Origin of the sequence: Streptomyces sp. NPDC046859, from assembly GCF_040645135.1 — a bacterium.
In the GTDB taxonomy this organism is placed as follows: Bacteria; Actinomycetota; Actinomycetes; order Streptomycetales; family Streptomycetaceae; genus Streptomyces.
This window is the reverse complement of the sequence record NZ_JBEYXR010000023.1, coordinates 26,175-43,084: the sequence shown is the minus strand read 5'-3', so window position 1 is coordinate 43,084 and position 16,910 is coordinate 26,175. Positions and strand designations below refer to the sequence as shown.

General features: G+C 70.9%; 17 protein-coding genes. 4 read left to right on the top strand and 13 right to left on the bottom strand.

Annotation, left to right across the window (positions count from 1 at the left end; translation table 11 throughout):
- Positions 1–54 precede the first annotated feature (54 nt).
- From ABZ899_RS28050 to ABZ899_RS28035, 4 genes are all read right to left on the bottom strand, one after another.
- Positions 55–2,613: an ATP-binding protein gene (locus ABZ899_RS28050; protein WP_361351117.1), complete on the bottom strand. Its 2,559-nt coding sequence runs from the start codon at positions 2,611–2,613 to the stop codon at positions 55–57.
- A gap of 263 nt (positions 2,614–2,876) precedes the next feature.
- A complete protein-coding gene (locus ABZ899_RS28045) occupies positions 2,877–3,200 on the bottom strand; it encodes an STAS domain-containing protein (protein ID WP_055625190.1) in 324 nt (107 codons plus the stop codon).
- Positions 3,201–3,407: 207 nt separating this feature from the next.
- On the bottom strand, positions 3,408–4,256 hold the full coding sequence (locus ABZ899_RS28040; RefSeq protein ID WP_361351116.1) for a 3-hydroxyacyl-CoA dehydrogenase family protein: 849 nt from the start codon (positions 4,254–4,256) through the stop codon (positions 3,408–3,410).
- A 136-nt stretch (positions 4,257–4,392) separates the two neighbouring features.
- Positions 4,393–4,719 carry a hypothetical protein gene (locus tag ABZ899_RS28035; protein WP_361351114.1) on the bottom strand — a complete coding sequence of 109 codons (327 nt, stop codon included), beginning with the start codon at positions 4,717–4,719 and terminating at the stop codon, positions 4,393–4,395.
- A gap of 41 nt (positions 4,720–4,760) precedes the next feature.
- Here ABZ899_RS28035 and ABZ899_RS28030 point away from each other — a divergent pair, with 41 nt between their 5' ends.
- Entirely contained in the window at positions 4,761–5,333 is a 573-nt protein-coding gene (locus ABZ899_RS28030; protein ID WP_361351112.1) for a cob(I)yrinic acid a,c-diamide adenosyltransferase, read from the top strand.
- Between the two features lie 13 nt (positions 5,334–5,346).
- Here the strand turns inward: ABZ899_RS28030 and ABZ899_RS28025 are convergent, their stop codons facing one another.
- The gene (locus tag ABZ899_RS28025; RefSeq protein ID WP_361351110.1) at positions 5,347–5,916 is read right to left on the bottom strand and encodes a hypothetical protein; all 570 of its coding nucleotides are present in this window, start codon (positions 5,914–5,916) and stop codon (positions 5,347–5,349) included.
- 152 nt (positions 5,917–6,068) lie between these two features.
- Between ABZ899_RS28025 and ABZ899_RS28020 the strand changes: the two genes are divergently transcribed.
- From ABZ899_RS28020 to ABZ899_RS28010, 3 genes are all read left to right on the top strand, one after another.
- The gene (locus ABZ899_RS28020) at positions 6,069–7,256 is read left to right on the top strand and encodes a histidine kinase (protein ID WP_361351108.1); all 1,188 of its coding nucleotides are present in this window, start codon (positions 6,069–6,071) and stop codon (positions 7,254–7,256) included.
- Entirely contained in the window at positions 7,253–7,894 is a 642-nt protein-coding gene (locus ABZ899_RS28015; protein WP_361351107.1) for a response regulator transcription factor, read from the top strand. The genes ABZ899_RS28020 and ABZ899_RS28015 overlap by 4 nt, the downstream gene beginning before the upstream one ends.
- A gap of 145 nt (positions 7,895–8,039) precedes the next feature.
- On the top strand, positions 8,040–9,866 hold the full coding sequence (locus ABZ899_RS28010; RefSeq protein WP_361351105.1) for a glycoside hydrolase family 18 chitinase: 1,827 nt from the start codon (positions 8,040–8,042) through the stop codon (positions 9,864–9,866).
- Positions 9,867–10,058: 192 nt separating this feature from the next.
- Here the strand turns inward: ABZ899_RS28010 and ABZ899_RS28005 are convergent, their stop codons facing one another.
- The 8 genes from ABZ899_RS28005 to atpE all read right to left on the bottom strand — a co-directional run bounded on the left by ABZ899_RS28005 (position 10,059) and on the right by atpE (position 16,910).
- A complete protein-coding gene (locus ABZ899_RS28005) occupies positions 10,059–10,505 on the bottom strand; it encodes a DUF2550 domain-containing protein (RefSeq protein ID WP_361351103.1) in 447 nt (148 codons plus the stop codon).
- A gap of 163 nt (positions 10,506–10,668) precedes the next feature.
- A complete protein-coding gene (locus ABZ899_RS28000; RefSeq protein ID WP_055625180.1) occupies positions 10,669–11,043 on the bottom strand; it encodes a F0F1 ATP synthase subunit epsilon in 375 nt (124 codons plus the stop codon).
- Between the two features lie 129 nt (positions 11,044–11,172).
- The gene (gene atpD, locus ABZ899_RS27995) at positions 11,173–12,609 is read right to left on the bottom strand and encodes a F0F1 ATP synthase subunit beta (protein WP_361351101.1); all 1,437 of its coding nucleotides are present in this window, start codon (positions 12,607–12,609) and stop codon (positions 11,173–11,175) included.
- Complete coding sequence (locus ABZ899_RS27990; RefSeq protein ID WP_361351100.1) at positions 12,609–13,526, bottom strand: F0F1 ATP synthase subunit gamma; 918 nt, start codon at positions 13,524–13,526, stop codon at positions 12,609–12,611. The genes atpD and ABZ899_RS27990 overlap by 1 nt, the downstream gene beginning before the upstream one ends.
- A gap of 21 nt (positions 13,527–13,547) precedes the next feature.
- Complete coding sequence (atpA, locus tag ABZ899_RS27985; protein ID WP_361351098.1) at positions 13,548–15,140, bottom strand: F0F1 ATP synthase subunit alpha; 1,593 nt, start codon at positions 15,138–15,140, stop codon at positions 13,548–13,550.
- 140 nt (positions 15,141–15,280) lie between these two features.
- A complete protein-coding gene (locus tag ABZ899_RS27980; RefSeq protein WP_361351096.1) occupies positions 15,281–16,096 on the bottom strand; it encodes a F0F1 ATP synthase subunit delta in 816 nt (271 codons plus the stop codon).
- Positions 16,093–16,638: a F0F1 ATP synthase subunit B gene (locus ABZ899_RS27975; protein ID WP_361351094.1), complete on the bottom strand. Its 546-nt coding sequence runs from the start codon at positions 16,636–16,638 to the stop codon at positions 16,093–16,095. The genes ABZ899_RS27980 and ABZ899_RS27975 overlap by 4 nt, the downstream gene beginning before the upstream one ends.
- Before the next feature lie 41 nt (positions 16,639–16,679).
- Entirely contained in the window at positions 16,680–16,910 is a 231-nt protein-coding gene (atpE, locus tag ABZ899_RS27970; protein ID WP_009321656.1) for an ATP synthase F0 subunit C, read from the bottom strand.

Below are 16,910 nucleotides of genomic sequence, written 5' to 3'. Positions count from 1 at the left end.
GGCACAGGGCCGGTTCCGCTCGACGGAACCGGCCCTTTTGTCCTGATCGGACCGTCAGATGACGGTCTCGGTGCCGGTCGGCCCGGTGTCACCGGACTGCGAGGCGCTCGCAGGACCGCTCGCGGGCGCGCTGGACGCCGGTCCGCTCGCCGAGTCCGAGGACTGCGGCTGGGACGGAGGCGGCTCACTGGTGGGCGGCTCGGACGTCGGGGTCTCGCTGGTGGGCGGCTCCGAGGTCGGCGGCCTCGTGGACGTCGGGGGCTTGGTCGTCGGCGGTTTCGTCGACGACGGCGGCCTGGTGGTCGACGGCGGCTTCGTCGTCCCGTCCGAGGAGCCACCGCCCGGCTTGTGGGTGCCGCTCGGGTCGTCCGACGGCTTCGCCGAGGTGGTGGGTGTCGGGTCGTCCGAGGTGCCGAGCGTCCCGTCGGGACCGGGGTCCGTCGGCCGGCTGGTCGCCGGCCCCGTGTCGCCGGAGTCCTTGCCGTCGGCGCCCGCGGCCTCGTCCGCGCCGAGACTGTCGTCGCCGGCGCCCTGGCTCGCGGAGGGGTTGACGCCGACCCGCGTGGACGGGCTCGCGGGGTCGCCGTCGGAGGTCGCGCCGAGCGTCACGACCGTGCCGAGCACGGCCACCAGGACCGCGCCCGCGCCGGCCGCGACGAGGTTGCGCCGGGCGAAGCCGCGGACACCGCCCCGGCCCTTGTGGCTGGGCACCGGGGAGGCGGGCGCGGACGCCTGGTGGGTGACGAGCGTCGAGGTGTCGAGGACCGGCGGGAAGGGGGCGGGCACTCCCCCGGGCGGCGACTGGGACTCCTCGTACCGGGCGTCCGGGACCTCCTCGCCCGCCGTCGCGGTGAGGGAGGCGAGTCCCGGCGCGGTGCCGCTGCGGTCGGCGACCAGGGCGAGCGCGCGGCGGCCCGCGACCGTGCCGCGCTTGTCGGCGAGGGCGCCGCGCAGGCCGATCGCGGTCTCCAGCTCGGTGCGGGCCCGGTCCAGCCGGCCGTCGCACAGCGCGAGGACGCCCAACTCGTGGTGGAAGTAGGCCTGTTCGGTGACGTCACCGGCCGCCCGGGCCGCCTCGGCGCCCGCGCGCAGCGCGCGCTCCCAGGCGCTCCAGTGCAGACCGGCGGCGAACGCGGGCGCCGCCGCGCGGGCCAGCTCGACGGCGGGGTCGGTCGCGTCCTCGTCGGTGCCGGAGGAGTCGGCGGCCGGGGCCGGGGAGGCCACGAGCACGCCCAGTGCGGCGAGCACGGCGTCCGCCTCGGCGCTGACGCGCTCCGGGGTGACCGAGGGGTGTCCGGCCCACCAGGTGTAGTGCCGGGCGGCGCTGAGGGCGGTCTCCTCGACGTCGTCGGCGTAGCCGGCGGCCTCCAGCTGGATCTGCACCCCGGCGGCGAGCCGGTAGCGGGTGCCGATCGGCGAGACGAGCCCGCAGTCGGTCAGTTCGCCCAGGGCGGCGTCCGCGTGCGTGTCGCCGACCAGGGCGGGCAGATGGGCCTGGTGCGGCATCTCGCCGCCCAGCGCGACGGCGAACCGCAGGGCGGCCCGGGCGGAGGGGCTGAGCCGTGAGGCGAGCAGCCGGGCCGGCGCGGCCGCCTCCCCCAGGGACGGCAGCGGCACCTCCTCGCGGTCGCGGACGCTCTCGGTGTCGACGGCGTCGGCGGGCGGGGCGTCCTCGAAGACGCCGTACTCGTCGACCGCCTCGGCCTCGGCCCGCAGCCGGTCGCGCTGCCGCAGCAGCGCCCCCGCCTGGACGAACCGCAGCGGCAGGCCCTCCGACTCGAACCAGAGGTCACCCGCCCAGTTCCGCTCGTCCTCGGTGAGGTCCCGGCCGACCACGTGCTCCAGCAGCTCCATGCCGGCGGCGCGGTCCAGGCCGCCGAGCGCGACGTCCTCGACGTCGGACTCGGCGGACGGGGCGGGCACGTCGGGCGTGGCGCCGATCAGGAAGGCGCACTCGGGGGTCGCGTCGAGGAGCTGGTCGAGGGCGGTGCCGCCGAACTCGATGTCGTCGAGGACGACGACCGCTCCGATGTCCCGTACGCATGCGAGCAGTTCGTCCTGTTCCGGACGGTGCAGCGGGGCGTCGTGAACGGCGCGGAAGAGGTCGTGCAGGAGATCGTCCGGGGTGCGGCGGAAGCCGGTGAGCCGGACCACCCCGTCGGGCGCGAGGTCCGCGCAGTCGTCGGCGACGAGGTCGAGGAGGCTGGTGCGGCCGGCGCCACGGGGGCCGACCAGCCGCACCGAGCGGCCGCGCGCGAGCAGCCGGACCAGTTGCTCGCGTTCGTCCTGGCGGGCCAGCAGGGGCGGGGCGGGGCGCGTCGGCCCGGGCGGCACGGGCGGCCTCGCGGCCCGGTCGGCCTCGGCGCGGTCGGCTGCGGAGAGCTTCTCGGGACGGGACGGCCGCTCGGCGGGCGGGCAGGGTTCTATCTCGCTGCCGTCGACCGGGTTGACGGTGAGCAGGAGGTCGCCCGAGACCAGCTGCACGGTGCGGGCGAGCGTCGGCGCGTGCTGTCCGAAGTCGGGTGTGAGGGGATCCCTGGGCGGCCGCGGACGCGACGACTCGTCGTCGGCGTCATGGCCGTACCCCTCGGGTCCCCGGGTGTTCGGGTCCATAGGTTCCAAGCCCCCCAAAAGCGTCGTGTGCGTATGCCAAGCCCCTCCCGGCCTTGCTGCACACCGCGCTGTCGCTTCTGGTCCGGGCCCGCTCGAAGGGAAACGTCTAGCCAGCGGGCAGCCGAACCCTAAACCTTCGCACAGTATCTACGACAGCCCGGGGTCCCGCGCCGTCCGAGACATCACAGTCTCGTGAGGATTGGGCGTGGTGTGCGCTTCGCAGACGGAACGCCCGACTGTCCCGCCCCACCCGTGCCGGGGGGTCACACGCGGGGCAGGGACTCCACCCCGATGCCGCCCTCGATCGCCAGGATCCGGTGCAGCCGGGTGGCCACCAGCAGGCGCTGCATCTGCAGCGGCACGCCGCGCAGCACCAGGCGCCGGCCGCAGCGGCCGGCCCGCCGGTGGGCCCCCATGATCACCCCGAGTCCGGTGGCGTCCCAGGAGTCCAGCTCGGACAGGTCGAGCACCAGATCGCCGACTCCGTCGTCGACGGCCGAGTGCAGGACCGTACGGGCGTCCGCCGCGCTGCGGACGTCGAGGCGGCCCCCGACGACCAGCTCGGCGTGGTCGCCCCTGATGTGCATAGCGCTCCCCTAAGCGTGCGTTCGTGCTCCGCGGTGTGTGGTCTGCGTACGTGCGTGGGTCTGTCTTTGCTACGAGTCTTCGCGGTGGCCGGTGATGCAACCTCTGACTGCGTTCAGCGGCCAGAGGTTGCCGTCTGTAGGCGAACCGATACCGAATTCACCCCATCGCGTGACTCGTGCGGGGGCTGTGCGGCGATGTACGAAACCTCAGTAGCTGTAAAAGCCTTGCCCGCTCTTGCGGCCGATGTCACCCGCGTCCACCATCCGGCGCATCAGCTCCGGCGGCGCGAACTTCTCGTCCTGGGACTCGGTGTAGATGTTGCTGGTGGCGTGCAGCAGGATGTCGACGCCGGTCAGGTCGGCCGTGGCGAGGGGGCCCATGGCGTGGCCGAAGCCCAGCTTGCAGGCCAGGTCGATGTCCTCGGCGGTGGCGACGCCCGACTCGTACAGCTTGGCCGCCTCGACGACGAGCGCCGAGATCAGCCGGGTGGTGACGAAGCCGGCGACGTCGCGGTTGACGACGATGCAGGTCTTGCCGACGGACTCGGCGAACTCACGGGCGGAGGCGAGGGTTTCGTCGCTGGTCTTGTAGCCGCGCACCAGCTCGACGAGCTGCATCATCGGCACCGGCGAGAAGAAGTGCACGCCGACGACCCGCTCGGGGTGCTCGGTGGCCGCCGCGATCTTGGTGATCGGGATGGCGGAGGTGTTGGAGGCGAGCACGGCGTCCGGGCGGACGATCTTGTCCAGCGCGCGGAAGATCTCGTGCTTGACCTCGAGCTTCTCGAAGACCGCCTCGACGACGACGTCCGCGTCGGCGGCGGCGTCCAGGTCGGTGGTCGCGGTGATCCGGGCCAGGGCGGCGTCGGCGTCGTGCGCCTCCATCCTGCCCTTGCTCACGAACTTGCCGTACGACGCCTCGATGCCGTCCGTGCCGCGCTTGAGCGCCTCGTGCGTGACGTCTCGCAGGACGACGTCCCAGCCCGCCTGCGCGGAGACCTGGGCGATCCCGGAACCCATCAAGCCGGCGCCGATGACGGCAAGCTTCCGTGCCACTGTTGCGACTCCCCTTAGAAACGCCTTACACCCTGTTGAGGTTGCTCTTCGGCGGACCTTAGCGGCAGTGAGGCGGTGTGTGACCGGTTAGTAACGCGAGTCACGTCTCATCTGACGGACATCACACCGGCACGGCTCATTGCGCGCCCCGGACGGCGTAGTTGAGCACTTTCTCGCTCAACAGCTCCTCCCTGTCGCCGAGAAGCGCCGGCGCCGCACGGGACACTTCGCCCGGTTTGCACCCCTTGACCGTCTCCCGGCCGACGGCCTCGAAGACGGTCTGCGGGGTCCGGGCGAGCTGACCGGTGAAGCGGTCGCAGCCTTCCACGAGGCCGATGCGGAGCGAGACCGCCTCGGCCTCGGCGCGCCGCCCGCGCGGCACGGCGCGGGCGGCCGGCTCCCCCCACCCGGCCGCGCCCCCACCCAGCGGGACGTTCGCCGTGCTCGCCGTGACAGTGGGCACACGCGTGTTCCGCTGCGCCGGAGCGTAACTAGGCTGGTCACATGGTCAATCTGACGCGCATCTACACCAGGACCGGCGACCAGGGCACCACCGCCCTCGGCGACATGAGCCGGGTCGCCAAGACCGATCTGCGGATCTCGGCGTACGCCGACGCCAACGAGGCGAACGCCGTCCTCGGCACCGCCATCGCCCTCGGCGGGCTGGACGAGGAGGTCGTCGAGGTCCTCACCCGTGTGCAGAACGACCTGTTCGACGTCGGCGCCGACCTGTCGACGCCGGTGGTGGAGAACCCCGAGTACCCGCCGCTGCGGGTGGAGCAGTTCTACATCGACCGGCTGGAGGCGGACTGCGACCGCTTCAACGAGCGGCTGGAGAAGCTGCGGTCCTTCATCCTGCCGGGCGGCACCCCCGGCGCGGCCCTGCTGCACCAGGCGTGCACGGTCGTCCGGCGCGCGGAGCGCTCGACCTGGGCCGCGCTGGACGTCCACGGCGAGACGATGAACCCGCTCACCGCGACCTACCTCAACCGTCTCTCCGACCTCCTGTTCATCCTCGCCAGGACGGCGAACAAGGAGGTCGGGGACGTGCTGTGGGTGCCGGGCGGGGAGCGCTGACCGGGCCGCGCGGTCACCCCACGGGCTCCCGCTGCGATTCGCGGTCGGACTCCTTTCCGGGCCTCTTCGGCCACAGCAGGTAGGTCAGGGCGATCAGCCCGTGGATGCCGGCGGCCCGCAGCGCCACGGCCTGGAAGGACCGCAGGGACGAGGTCTCGCCGTCCCCGACGTACCAGATCGCGGCCTGGAGCAGGGCCAGCGAGACCGCCGCCCCGAGGAGCGTCCGCAGCCAGAGGGCACCCTCGTGGCGGGCCCGCGCCATGCCGTACCGCGGCGGGCGCGGGGGGCGGGGCGCCCCGGCCAGGCGGTGCGCGGCGTGGCCGTCCAGCCAGCGGATCGTGTAGTGGCCGTAGGCCGCCGTGTAGCCGATGTAGAGCGCCGCCAGGCCGTGCTCCCAGCCGGGCTCGGCGCCGTTCTTCAGGTCGACCGCCGTGGCGGCGAACAGGACCAGCTCCAGCACCGGCTCGCACAGCAGCAGGACCACACTGGTCCTGCGCCACTTCAGCAGGTAGCGCACGGCCAGCCCCAGGGCCAGCAGCACCCAGAAGCCGACCTCGCAGGCGACGATGAGGGCGACGATCACAACGGGCTCCCTTCGCTCACCCTTCCAGCCTCCCGCCGGACGCGGCCGCTTCCGTCGTCGGCGGTGACGAAACCGCCGTACATCGAAAGGTGCAGTCCGGGACCCGCCTGCGGCATCACGCGTCGGCCGGGGGCAGCGTGTTGGATGGACGCATGACCCTCCCCCGCCCGCACCGCTTCGACGTGTACGTCGCCGTCGCCGGGCTGCTCGGGGGTCTGCTGCTGGTGGGCATCGGCCTGGGCACACGGACCCCCGAGGACCCCGTCACGCTCTTCGACGGGCCCTGGCCGGTCCTGGTGCCGCTCACCGTGATGGCCGGCTGCGAGCTGCTGCGCCGGGCCGCCCCCCGTACGGCCCTGCTGATCGGCACACCCGCGATCTGCGCGGACGTCCTGACCCAGGGCAACCTGGCCACCGTCCTGATGTTCACCGACATCATCTACGCGGCCGTGGTGTACGGCCCGCTCGTCTCGGCCCGGCGCATCCAGTGGATCACCGGTCTGCTCACGGTGGCCGGGACACTGGTCCCGTACGCGGCCTGGCGGGTGCCGGAGGCACTGCTCATCGGGGTGGTCATCGGGGTCGTGGCGTACGGCCCGGCCGCCACCGGCTGGATCGTGCGCAACCACCGCGACGCCGCCGAGGCGGCCCGGCTGCGCGCCGAGCAGACGGCGCTGCTGGCCGAGATGGACCGCGCCCAGGCCGTGTCGTCGGAGCGCTCCCGCATGGCCCGCGAGCTGCACGACCTGGTGGCCAACCACCTCTCCGCCATCGCCATCCACTCCACCGCCGCGCTCTCCCTCGACGACCCGGCGACGTCCCGGGACGCCCTGTCCGTGATCCGGGAGAACAGCGTGGCGGGGCTCGCCGAGATGCGCCGGCTCATCGGCATCCTGCGCGACGCGGGCGACGACGCGGCACCGGCGGCCGCGCCGACGCTGGACAGCCTCGACGCCCTGACCGGCAGCGCCCGCGCCAACGGCCTGGACGTCCACCTCGACGCCGACCCGGGGACGGTCCCCGCCCCGGTCGAGCTGGCCGCCTACCGGATCGTCCAGGAGTCGCTGACCAACGCCCTCAAGCACGCGGCGCCCGGCCGGGTCGCGGTCACGCTCGCCCGCCGGGACGGCTGTCTGGCCGTCACCGTGACCAGCCCGTTCGGCGACCGGGAGGGGCCGCGCGCGCCCGGCTCGGGCGCCGGTCTGGTCGGCATGCGGGAGCGGGTCGCCCTGCTCGGCGGCATGTTCGAGGCGGGCCCCACCCGCGACCCGCATTCCGCGGACGGCACGATCTGGGCCGTCCGCGCCCTGCTTCCGCTGACCGAAGGAGACTCCGCATGATCCGGGTCCTGGTCGCCGACGACCAGTCCGCGGTCCGCGCCGGCCTCGTCCTCATCCTGCGCAGCGCGCCCGACATCGAGGTCGTCGGCGAGGCGGCGGACGGCGAGCAGGCGGTGTCCCTGGCCCGGGAGCTGCACCCCGACCTGGTACTGATGGACATTCAGATGCCGCGTCTGGACGGGGTGTCGGCCACCCGGCAGGTGGTCGCCGAACGACTCGCCGACGTGCTCGTGCTGACCACCTTCGACCTGGACGAGTACGTCTTCGGGGCGCTGCGCGCGGGGGCGTCCGGGTTCCTGCTGAAGAACACCGAGGCGAAGGACCTGATCGACGCGGTGCGCACGCTGGCGCGGGGCGAGGGCCTGATCGCACCGGCCGTCACCCGACGCCTGATCGCCGAGTTCGCGGCGCAGCCGGTGCGGGAGTCGGCGGCCGATCCGTCCGTGCTGGACGCGCTCACCCGGCGCGAGCGCGAGGTGCTGTCCTGTCTCGGCGAGGGACTGTCCAACGCCGAGATCGCGGCCCGGCTGGACATGGCCGAGGCGACGGCGAAGACGCACGTCAGCCGTCTGCTGGGGAAGCTGGAACTGCGCAGCCGGGTCCAAGCGGCCGTACTGGCGCAGGAGTTGGGTATCTAGACCGCGGGCGGGGGACGCCCATCCGGTGCGAAACGTCAAGTGGTCCAGACCTATTGACCTGTGGTCCAGACCTTTCTATTCTCACCGCACCATGAGTGGGCGTGAGGCTCAGTCACGCCCCAGGACTCCCCCAAGGAGGCGCGACATGCGCTTCAGACACAGAGCCGCGGCAGGATTCGCGACGCTGCTGCTCCCGCTGGCCGGTCTGGTCGGCCTCGCGAGCCCCGCCGAGGCCGCGGCATCCGCCACCGCCACCTACTCCAAGCCCCAGGACTGGGGCACCGGATTCGAAGGCAAGTGGACGGTGAAGAACACCGGCACCACGACCCTCAGCTCGTGGACCGTCGAGTGGGACTTCCCCTCCGGCACCTCGGTCACCTCCGCCTGGGACGCCGACGTCACCTCCTCCGGCACCCACTGGACCGCCAAGAACAAGTCCTGGAACGGCAGCCTCGCCCCCGGCGCCTCCGTCAGCTTCGGCTTCAACGGCACCGGCTCCGGCTCTCCCTCCAACTGTAAGCTCAACGGCGGCAGTTGTGACGGCGGCACCACCAACCCCGGTGACAGTCCGCCCAGCGCCCCCGGCACCCCGTCCGCCTCGGACATCACCAACACGTCGGTGAAGCTGTCCTGGAGCGCGGCCACCGACGACAAGGGCGTCAAGAACTACGACGTCCTGCGCGACGGCGCCAAGGTCGCCACCGTGACGGCCACCTCGTACACGGACACCGGCCTGAGCGCCGGCACCGACTACGCGTACACCGTCCGCGCCCGCGACACCGCCGACCAGGTCGGCCCTGCCAGCGGCGCCCGCGCGGTGCGCACCACCGGCGGCGGCACCACCGAGCCGCCCACCGGCGACAAGGTCAAGCTCGGCTACTTCACCGAGTGGGGCGTCTACGGCCGCAACTACCACGTCAAGAACCTGGTGACGTCGGGCACGGCCTCGAAGATCACCCACATCAACTACGCGTTCGGCAACGTCAAGAACGGTCAGTGCACCGTCGACGACACCTACGCCGCCTACGACAAGGCGTACACCGCCGACCAGTCCGTCAGCGGCCAGGCCGACACCTGGGACCAGCCGCTGCGCGGCAACTTCAACCAGCTGCGCCAGCTGAAGGCGAAGTACCCGCACATCAAGGTGCTGTACTCCTTCGGCGGCTGGACCTACTCCGGCGGCTTCGGCCAGGCGGCGCAGAACGCGGCCGCGTTCGCCAGGTCCTGCAAGGCCGTCGTGGAGGACCCGCGCTGGGCCGACGTCTTCGACGGCATCGACATCGACTGGGAGTACCCGAACGCCTGCGGTCTGACCTGCGACTCGTCCGGCCCCGCGGCCTTCAGGACGCTGATGCAGGCCCTGCGCGCCGAGTTCGGCTCCAGCTACCTGGTCACCGCGGCCATCACCGCCGACGGGTCCAACGGCGGCAAGATCGACGCGGCCGACTACGGCGGCGCCTCGCAGTACCTCGACTGGTACAACGTGATGACGTACGACTACTTCGGCGCCTTCAACGCGCAGGGCCCGACGGCCCCGCACTCGCCGCTGACGTCGTACGCCGGCATCCCGCAGGCCGGCTTCAACTCGGCCGACGCGATCGCCAAGCTCAAGTCGAAGGGCGTGCCGTCCAAGAAGCTGCTGCTCGGCATCGGCTTCTACGGCCGCGGCTGGACCGGGGTCACCCAGGCCGCCCCCGGCGGCTCGGCGACCGGCGCGGCCCCCGGCACCTACGAGGCGGGCATCGAGGACTACAAGGTCCTGAAGAACTCCTGCCCGGCCACCGGCACCGTCGCCGGCACCGCCTACGCCTACTGCGGCAACAACTGGTGGTCGTACGACACCCCGTCGACCATCGCCGGGAAGATGAGCTGGGCCAAGAACCAGGGCCTCGGCGGCGCCTTCTTCTGGGAGTTCAGCGGTGACACCGGCAACGGCGAGCTGGTGAGCGCCATCAACAGCGGTCTGCAGTAACCCGTACGGCAGCACCCCGCCACGGACAGGTCGTCACGAGCCTGTCCGTGGCTCTTTTTGTTCCCCGCACCATCGGGGGGCGGCGATGAAGCCCAGGCTCAGCAGGACGGCCGGCGCGAACAGGGCAGCAGAACGCGCCGACACCCCGGCGGCGGCCGGTGTGATCGACGCGTGGTCCAGGGGGCCCGGGCCTCAGGCGACGTTGACGCGCTGCCCGGGCGGGGCCGCCTCCAGCCACGCCAGGAACCCGGTCAGCGCGTCCTCGCTCATGGCGAGTTCGAGCCGGGTGCCCCGGTGCAGACAGGTGAGGATGACGGCGTCGGAGAGGAGGGCCAGCTCCTCCTCGCCGTCGGGGACGCGGCGGCCGGCCACCTCGATGGCGGAGCGCTCCAGGACGCGGCGCGGACGGTAGGCGTAGGAGAAGACGCGGTACCACTCGATGCGGTCGCCGTTGTAGCGGGCGACGCCGTAGCTCCAGCCCTTGCCGTTCGTGTCCGGTTTCTCCGGCACGTCCCAGCGCAGGGAACAGTCGAAGGTGCCGCCCGAGCGCTGGATGAGTCTGCGGCGCAGGCCGAAGACGAACAACCCCAGCACCACGAGGGCGACGACGGTTCCGCACACAGTCAGAGCGAGGACCATCGACACCGACCTCCTCGTCTCCTAGGTAACGGAACGGAAAAAACATCCATATCTGCCTCAGCCGCGACCGGCACCGGATCGCTCCGGTCCCAGCCGCGGCTGAGTGACGTCAATCGCGAGCGCTCCCCCTGAGCCTAAGGGGCCAGGGAGGCGACCCGTGGGGTCAGCGCGCCGTCGCCGCCCGCAGGCGGACCTCCGCGCGGCGCCCGGCGGAGGCGTCGTCCGCCGACTTCGCGCGCTCGAGCGCCCGCTCCGCGCGCTGGACGTCGATCTCCTCCGACAGTTCAGCGATCTCCGCCAGCAGCGACAGCTTGTCGTCCGCGAACGAGATGAAACCGCCGTGCACCGCGGCGATGACGGTCCCACCATCACTCGTACGGATGGTCACCGGGCCCGACTCCAGCACACCGAGCAGCGGCTGGTGACCGGGCATGACGCCGATGTCGCCGGACGTGGTGCGCGCGACGACCAGGGTGGCCTGGCCCGACCAGACCTCACGGTCGGCGGCGACCAGCGCGACGTGCAGCTCAGCAGCCAAGATGGCTCCTCGGGTCACCACCCGGCGGTTCTGCCGGGTGTTGGTTACAAGTCTAATAGGCATGAATGAGGGGGCGGGACGTGCCCCGCCCCCTCATCACGAGCTCAATGGCTCACGAAGACCGATGCGTCAGGAGACGCCCAGCTCCTTCGCGTTCTTCTTGAGGTCCTCGAGACCACCGCACATGAAGAACGCCTGCTCCGGGAAGTGGTCGAACTCACCGTCGCAGATCGCGTTGAACGCGGTGATCGACTCCTCCAGGGGCACGTCCGAGCCGTCCACACCGGTGAACTGCTTGGCGACGTGCGTGTTCTGGGACAGGAAGCGCTCGACGCGGCGGGCACGCTGGACGACCAGCTTGTCCTCCTCGCTGAGCTCGTCGATACCGAGGATCGCGATGATGTCCTGGAGGTCCTTGTACTTCTGGAGGATCCCCTTGACGCGCATGGCGGTGTCGTAGTGGTCCTGCGCGATGTAGCGCGGGTCCAGGATCCGGGACGTGGAGTCCAGCGGGTCCACGGCCGGGTAGATGCCCTTCTCGGAGATCGGACGGGACAGAACCGTCGTCGCGTCGAGGTGGGCGAACGTGGTGGCCGGGGCCGGGTCGGTCAGGTCGTCCGCGGGGACGTAGATCGCCTGCATCGAGGTGATCGAGTGACCGCGGGTCGAGGTGATGCGCTCCTGGAGGAGACCCATCTCGTCGGCCAGGTTCGGCTGGTAGCCCACCGCGGAGGGCATACGGCCGAGCAGGGTCGACACCTCGGAACCGGCCTGCGTGAAGCGGAAGATGTTGTCGATGAAGAACAGCACGTCCTGCTTCTGCACATCGCGGAAGTACTCCGCCATGGTCAGACCGGCGAGGGCCACGCGCAGACGGGTGCCCGGGGGCTCGTCCATCTGGCCGAAGACCAGCGCGGTCTTGTCGATGACGCCCGATTCCGACATCTCCTCGATGAGGTCGTTGCCCTCACGGGTGCGCTCACCGACACCGGCGAACACGGAGACACCGTCGTGGTTGTTGGCGACGCGGTAGATCATCTCCTGGATGAGCACCGTCTTGCCGACGCCGGCACCACCGAACAGACCGATCTTTCCACCCTTGACGTACGGGGTGAGAAGGTCGATGACCTTGACGCCGGTCTCGAACATCTCGGTCTTCGACTCGAGCTCGTCGAAGTTCGGGGCCTTGCGGTGGATGCCCCAGCGCTCGCCCGTGTACTGCTCATCGACGTTCAGCACCTCACCGAGGGTGTTGAACACCTTGCCCTTGGTGAAGTCGCCGACCGGGACCGTGATGGAGGCGCCGGTGTCGGTGACCGGGGCCTGGCGGACCAGACCGTCGGTGGGCTGCATGGAGATGGTGCGGACCAGGCCGTCACCCAGGTGCTGGGCGACCTCCAGGGTCAGCGTCTTCTTCTCGCCGTCCTTGGCCGGGTCGGCCACCTCGACGTGAAGGGCGTTGTAGATCTCGGGCATCGCGTCGACGGGGAACTCCACGTCGACGACCGGGCCGATGACCCGGGCGACGCGGCCCGTAGCCGTCGCGGTCTCAACAGTGGTGGTCATTATCGGTCACTCCCCGCGGTCGCGTCGGCGAGGGCGCTGGCGCCACCGACGATCTCGCTGATTTCCTGGGTGATTTCGGCCTGGCGGGCCGCGTTGGCAAGACGGGAGAGCGTGTTGATCAGCTCGCCCGCGTTGTCGGTGGCCGACTTCATCGCGCGCCGCGTGGCGGCGTGCTTGGAAGCGGCCGACTGGAGCAGCGCGTTGTAGATCCGGCTCTCGACGTACCGCGGCAGCAGGGCGTCGAGGACGTCCTCCGCCGAGGGCTCGAAGTCGAACAGCGGGAGGATCTCGCCCTGGGACGGAGCCTCCTGCGCGACCTCGTCGAGGCGCAGCGGCAGCAGCTGGTCGCCCAGCGCCTGCTGCGTCATCATCGAGACGAACTCGGTGTAGACGATGTGGAGTTCGTCCACGCCGCCCTCGGCCGTGTCCTTCTCGATGGCCTCGATCAGCGGGGCCGCGACCTTCTTGGCGTCCGCGTACGTGGGCTCGTCCGTGAAGCCGCTCCACGACTCCGCGACCTTGCGCTCGCGGAAGTTGTAGTGCGCCACACCGCGCCGGCCCACGATGTACGACTCGACCTGCTTGCCCTCGCGCTCGAGACGCTGGGTGAGCTGCTCCGCGGCCTTGATGGCGTTGGAGTTGAAGGCGCCGGCGAGACCGCGGTCGCTCGTGAGGAGCAGCACCGCGGACCGCGTGACCGTCTCGGCCTGCGTGGTCAGCGGGTGCTTGGTGTTCGAACCGGTGCCGACCGCCGTGACCGCTCGGGTGAGCTCGGTCGCGTACGGCGTGGAGGCCGCCACCTTGCGCTGCGCCTTGACGACGCGCGAGGCGGCGATCATCTCCATCGCCTTGGTGATCTTCTTGGTCGCGGTGACGGATCGGATGCGACGCTTGTAGACCCGGAGCTGGGCTCCCATGAGTCAGGTCCCTTCCTTACGTCACTTGGCGGCAGCGGCCGGGACGTCCTCGCCGAGCAGCTTGCCGTCGGAGGTCTCGAACTGCTTCTTGAACTCCGCGATCGCGTCAGCGATGGCCTGCAGGGTGTCGTCGGACATCTTGCCGCCCTCCCTGATGGAGGTCATGAGGCCCTGGTGCTTGCGGTGCAGGAACTCCAGGAGCTCGCGCTCGAAGCGGCGGACGTCGGAGACCGGCACGTCGTCCATCTTGCCGGTGGTGCCGGCCCAGATGGAGACGACCTGGTCCTCGGTCGACATCGGCTGGTACTGCTCCTGCTTCAGCAGCTCGACCATGCGCTGGCCGCGCTCCAGCTGCGCCTTCGACGCGGCGTCCAGGTCGGAACCGAAGGCGGCGAACGCCTCCAGCTCACGGAACTGGGCGAGGTCCACGCGCAGACGGCCGGAGACCTGCTTCATCGCCTTGTGCTGCGCGGAACCACCGACTCGGGAGACGGAGATACCGACGTTCAGCGCGGGGCGCTGACCGGCGTTGAACAGGTCCGACTCCAGGAAGCACTGGCCGTCGGTGATGGAGATGACGTTGGTCGGGATGAACGCCGAGACGTCGTTGGCCTTGGTCTCGACGATCGGCAGACCGGTCATCGAACCGGCGCCCATGTCGTCGGAGAGCTTGGCGCAGCGCTCCAGCAGACGGGAGTGCAGGTAGAAGACGTCACCCGGGTAGGCCTCACGGCCCGGCGGGCGGCGCAGCAGCAGGGACACGGCGCGGTAGGCGTCGGCCTGCTTCGAGAGGTCGTCGAAGATGATGAGGACGTGCTTGCCCTCGTACATCCACTGCTGGCCGATGGCCGAACCGGTGTACGGCGCCAGGTACTTGAAGCCGGCCGGGTCGGACGCCGGGGCGGCGACGATGGTCGTGTACTCCAGCGCGCCGTTCTCCTCCAGCGCGCGGCGGACCGACGCGATGGTCGAGCCCTTCTGGCCGATGGCGACGTAGATGCAGCGGACCTGCTTGTTCACGTCGCCCGAGCGCCAGTTGTCGCGCTGGTTGATGATCGTGTCGACGGCCAGGGCGGTCTTGCCGGTCTGACGGTCACCGATGATCAGCTGACGCTGGCCACGGCCGATCGGGGTCATCGCGTCGACGGCCTTGTAGCCGGTCTCCATCGGCTCGTGCACCGACTTGCGCTGCATGACCGTGGGGGCCTGCAGCTCGAGGGCACGACGACCGCTGGTCTCGATCTCGCCGAGGCCGTCGATCGGGTTGCCGAGCGGGTCGACGACGCGGCCGAGGTAGCCCTCGCCGACGGCCACGGAGAGCACCTCACCGGTGCGGTGCACCGGCTGACCCTCCTCGATGCCGCTGAACTCACCGAGGACGATGGCGCCGATCTCGCGCTCTTCCAGGTTGAGCGCGAGGCCGAGGGTGCCGTCCTCGAACTTCAGCAGTTCGTTGGCCATGGCCGAGGGCAGGCCCTCGACCTTCGCGATGCCGTCGCCGGCAAGGGTGACCGTACCGACCTCCTCGCGCGAGGCCGCGTCCGGCTTGTACGACTGGACAAAGTTCTCCAGCGCGTCCCGGATCTCCTCCGGCCGGATCGTGAGCTCCGCCATCTGGGTTCCCTGCTCTCCTTGTTGGGCCCGAAGTTTCACTTGGGGGTTTTCCACGAGTCGGGGACTCCCCCCAACAAGAGGTGAATCCTCTGCACGGCCCAACCAGGGCCGTCGTGTACGTACTGCTTGTTCAGTTGCTGCTAGCTCGCCATGCGGCGGGCGACGTCCTCGAGCCGGTCCGCGAGGGAGCCGTTGATGACCTCGTCCCCGACCTGCACCCGGATCCCGCCGAGGACCTCGGGGTCCACGTCGAGGTTGAGGTGCATCCGGCGGCCGTAGAGCTTCGCGAGGGCGGCGCCCAGGCGCTGCTTCTGCACGTCGCTCAGCGGCACCGCCGAGGTGACGACGGCGACGATCCGGTCCCGGCGCTCCGCGGCCAGCTTGGACAGGGACTCCAGTCCCGCTTCCAGGCTACGTCCCCGCGGCGCGGTCACGAGGCGCGTCACCAGACGCACGGTGGTCGCCTTGGCCCGGCCGCCGAGAAGGCTGCGCAGCAGCTCGCTCTTGGCCTCGGCGGTGGCGGCGCGGTCGGTGAGCGCGGCACGCAGCTCCGTGTTGGAGGAGACGATCCGGCCGAACCGGAACAGCTCGTCCTCGACGTCGTCGAGCGTGCCCGCCTTCTCGGCGGCCGTGAGGTCGGCGATGTTCGCCAGCTCCTCCAGCGCGTCCACCAGGTCGCGGGACTGCGACCAGCGCGAGCGCACCATGCCGGCCAGCAGGTCGGCGGTCTCGCCGCTGACCTGGCCGCCGAGCAGACGCCGGACCAGGTTGGCCTTGGCCTCGCCGGGCTGCGCCGGGTCGGTCAGGACCCGACGCAGCGACACCTCGCGGTCGAGCAGCGCGGTGACGGCGGCCAGCTCGTCGGCGAGCCGTCCGGCATCGACGGACGTGTTGTCCGTCAGCGCGTCGAGTCGCTCACGTGCGGCTGCCAGGGCCTCGCGGCTCGCTCCGTTCATCGTCCGGCCTCGGCCTTCTCCTCGAGCTCGTCGAGGAAGCGGTCGATGACGCGGCTCTGCCGGGCGTGGTCCTCGAGGGACTCGCCGACGAGCTTGCCGGCCAGTTCGGTGGCGAGCTTGCCGACGTCCCGGCGCAGCGCGGACGCGGCGGCCTTGCGGTCGGCCTCGATCTGGGCGTGACCGGCGGCGACGATCTCCTCGCGCTGCCGCTGCCCTTCCGCGCGCATCTCGGCGATGAGCGTGGCGCCCTGCTCCTGCGCCTCCTGGCGCAGACGCGCGGCCTCGTGCCGGGCCTCGGCGAGCTGGGCCTTGTACTGCTCCAGGACGCTGTGGGCCTCGGTCTGGGCGGCCTCGGCCTTTTCGATACCGCCCTCGATGGCCTCGCGACGCTGCTCCAGAACCTTGTTGATGTTCGGGAGGAGCTTCCAGGCGAGGAAGCCGAAGACGATGACGAAGGCGAGCAGGCCGATGACAAGCTCAGGGATCGGCGGAACGAGGGGGTTCTCCCCACCCTCGCTCGCCGCGATGAGCAGCTGGCTCATGTGAGTGCCTTTCGTCTAGTCGGCTGGACTGGTCTGGTGGCTCAGTAGCCGTAGACGAACGGCATGACCAGACCGATCAGGGCGAGCGCCTCACAGAAGGCGAAGCCCAGGATCTGGTTGGCACGGATCAGGCCGGCGGCCTCGGGCTGACGGGCGAGCGCCTGGGTGCCGTTACCGAAGATGATGCCGACGCCGACGCCCGGGCCGATCGCGGCGAGGCCGTAACCGATGGAGCCGAGGGAGCCTTCGACAGCAGCAAGGGTCTGGGACAT

Coding starts and splice junctions, on each gene's coding strand:
- ABZ899_RS27990 (WP_361351100.1), bottom strand. CDS start 13,526: ATGGGAGCCCAGCTCCGGGTCTACAAGCGTCGCATCCGATCCGTCACC.
- ABZ899_RS28015 (WP_361351107.1), top strand. CDS start 7,253: ATGATCCGGGTCCTGGTCGCCGACGACCAGTCCGCGGTCCGCGCCGGC.
- ABZ899_RS27975 (WP_361351094.1), bottom strand. CDS start 16,638: ATGAGCCAGCTGCTCATCGCGGCGAGCGAGGGTGGGGAGAACCCCCTC.
- atpE (WP_009321656.1), bottom strand. CDS start 16,910: ATGTCCCAGACCCTTGCTGCTGTCGAAGGCTCCCTCGGCTCCATCGGT.
- ABZ899_RS28030 (WP_361351112.1), top strand. CDS start 4,761: ATGGTCAATCTGACGCGCATCTACACCAGGACCGGCGACCAGGGCACC.
- atpD (WP_361351101.1), bottom strand. CDS start 12,609: ATGACCACCACTGTTGAGACCGCGACGGCTACGGGCCGCGTCGCCCGG.
- ABZ899_RS28050 (WP_361351117.1), bottom strand. CDS start 2,613: ATGGACCCGAACACCCGGGGACCCGAGGGGTACGGCCATGACGCCGAC.
- atpA (WP_361351098.1), bottom strand. CDS start 15,140: ATGGCGGAGCTCACGATCCGGCCGGAGGAGATCCGGGACGCGCTGGAG.
- ABZ899_RS28020 (WP_361351108.1), top strand. CDS start 6,069: ATGACCCTCCCCCGCCCGCACCGCTTCGACGTGTACGTCGCCGTCGCC.
- ABZ899_RS28045 (WP_055625190.1), bottom strand. CDS start 3,200: ATGCACATCAGGGGCGACCACGCCGAGCTGGTCGTCGGGGGCCGCCTC.
- ABZ899_RS27980 (WP_361351096.1), bottom strand. CDS start 16,096: ATGAACGGAGCGAGCCGCGAGGCCCTGGCAGCCGCACGTGAGCGACTC.
- ABZ899_RS28010 (WP_361351105.1), top strand. CDS start 8,040: ATGCGCTTCAGACACAGAGCCGCGGCAGGATTCGCGACGCTGCTGCTC.
- ABZ899_RS28005 (WP_361351103.1), bottom strand. CDS start 10,505: ATGGTCCTCGCTCTGACTGTGTGCGGAACCGTCGTCGCCCTCGTGGTG.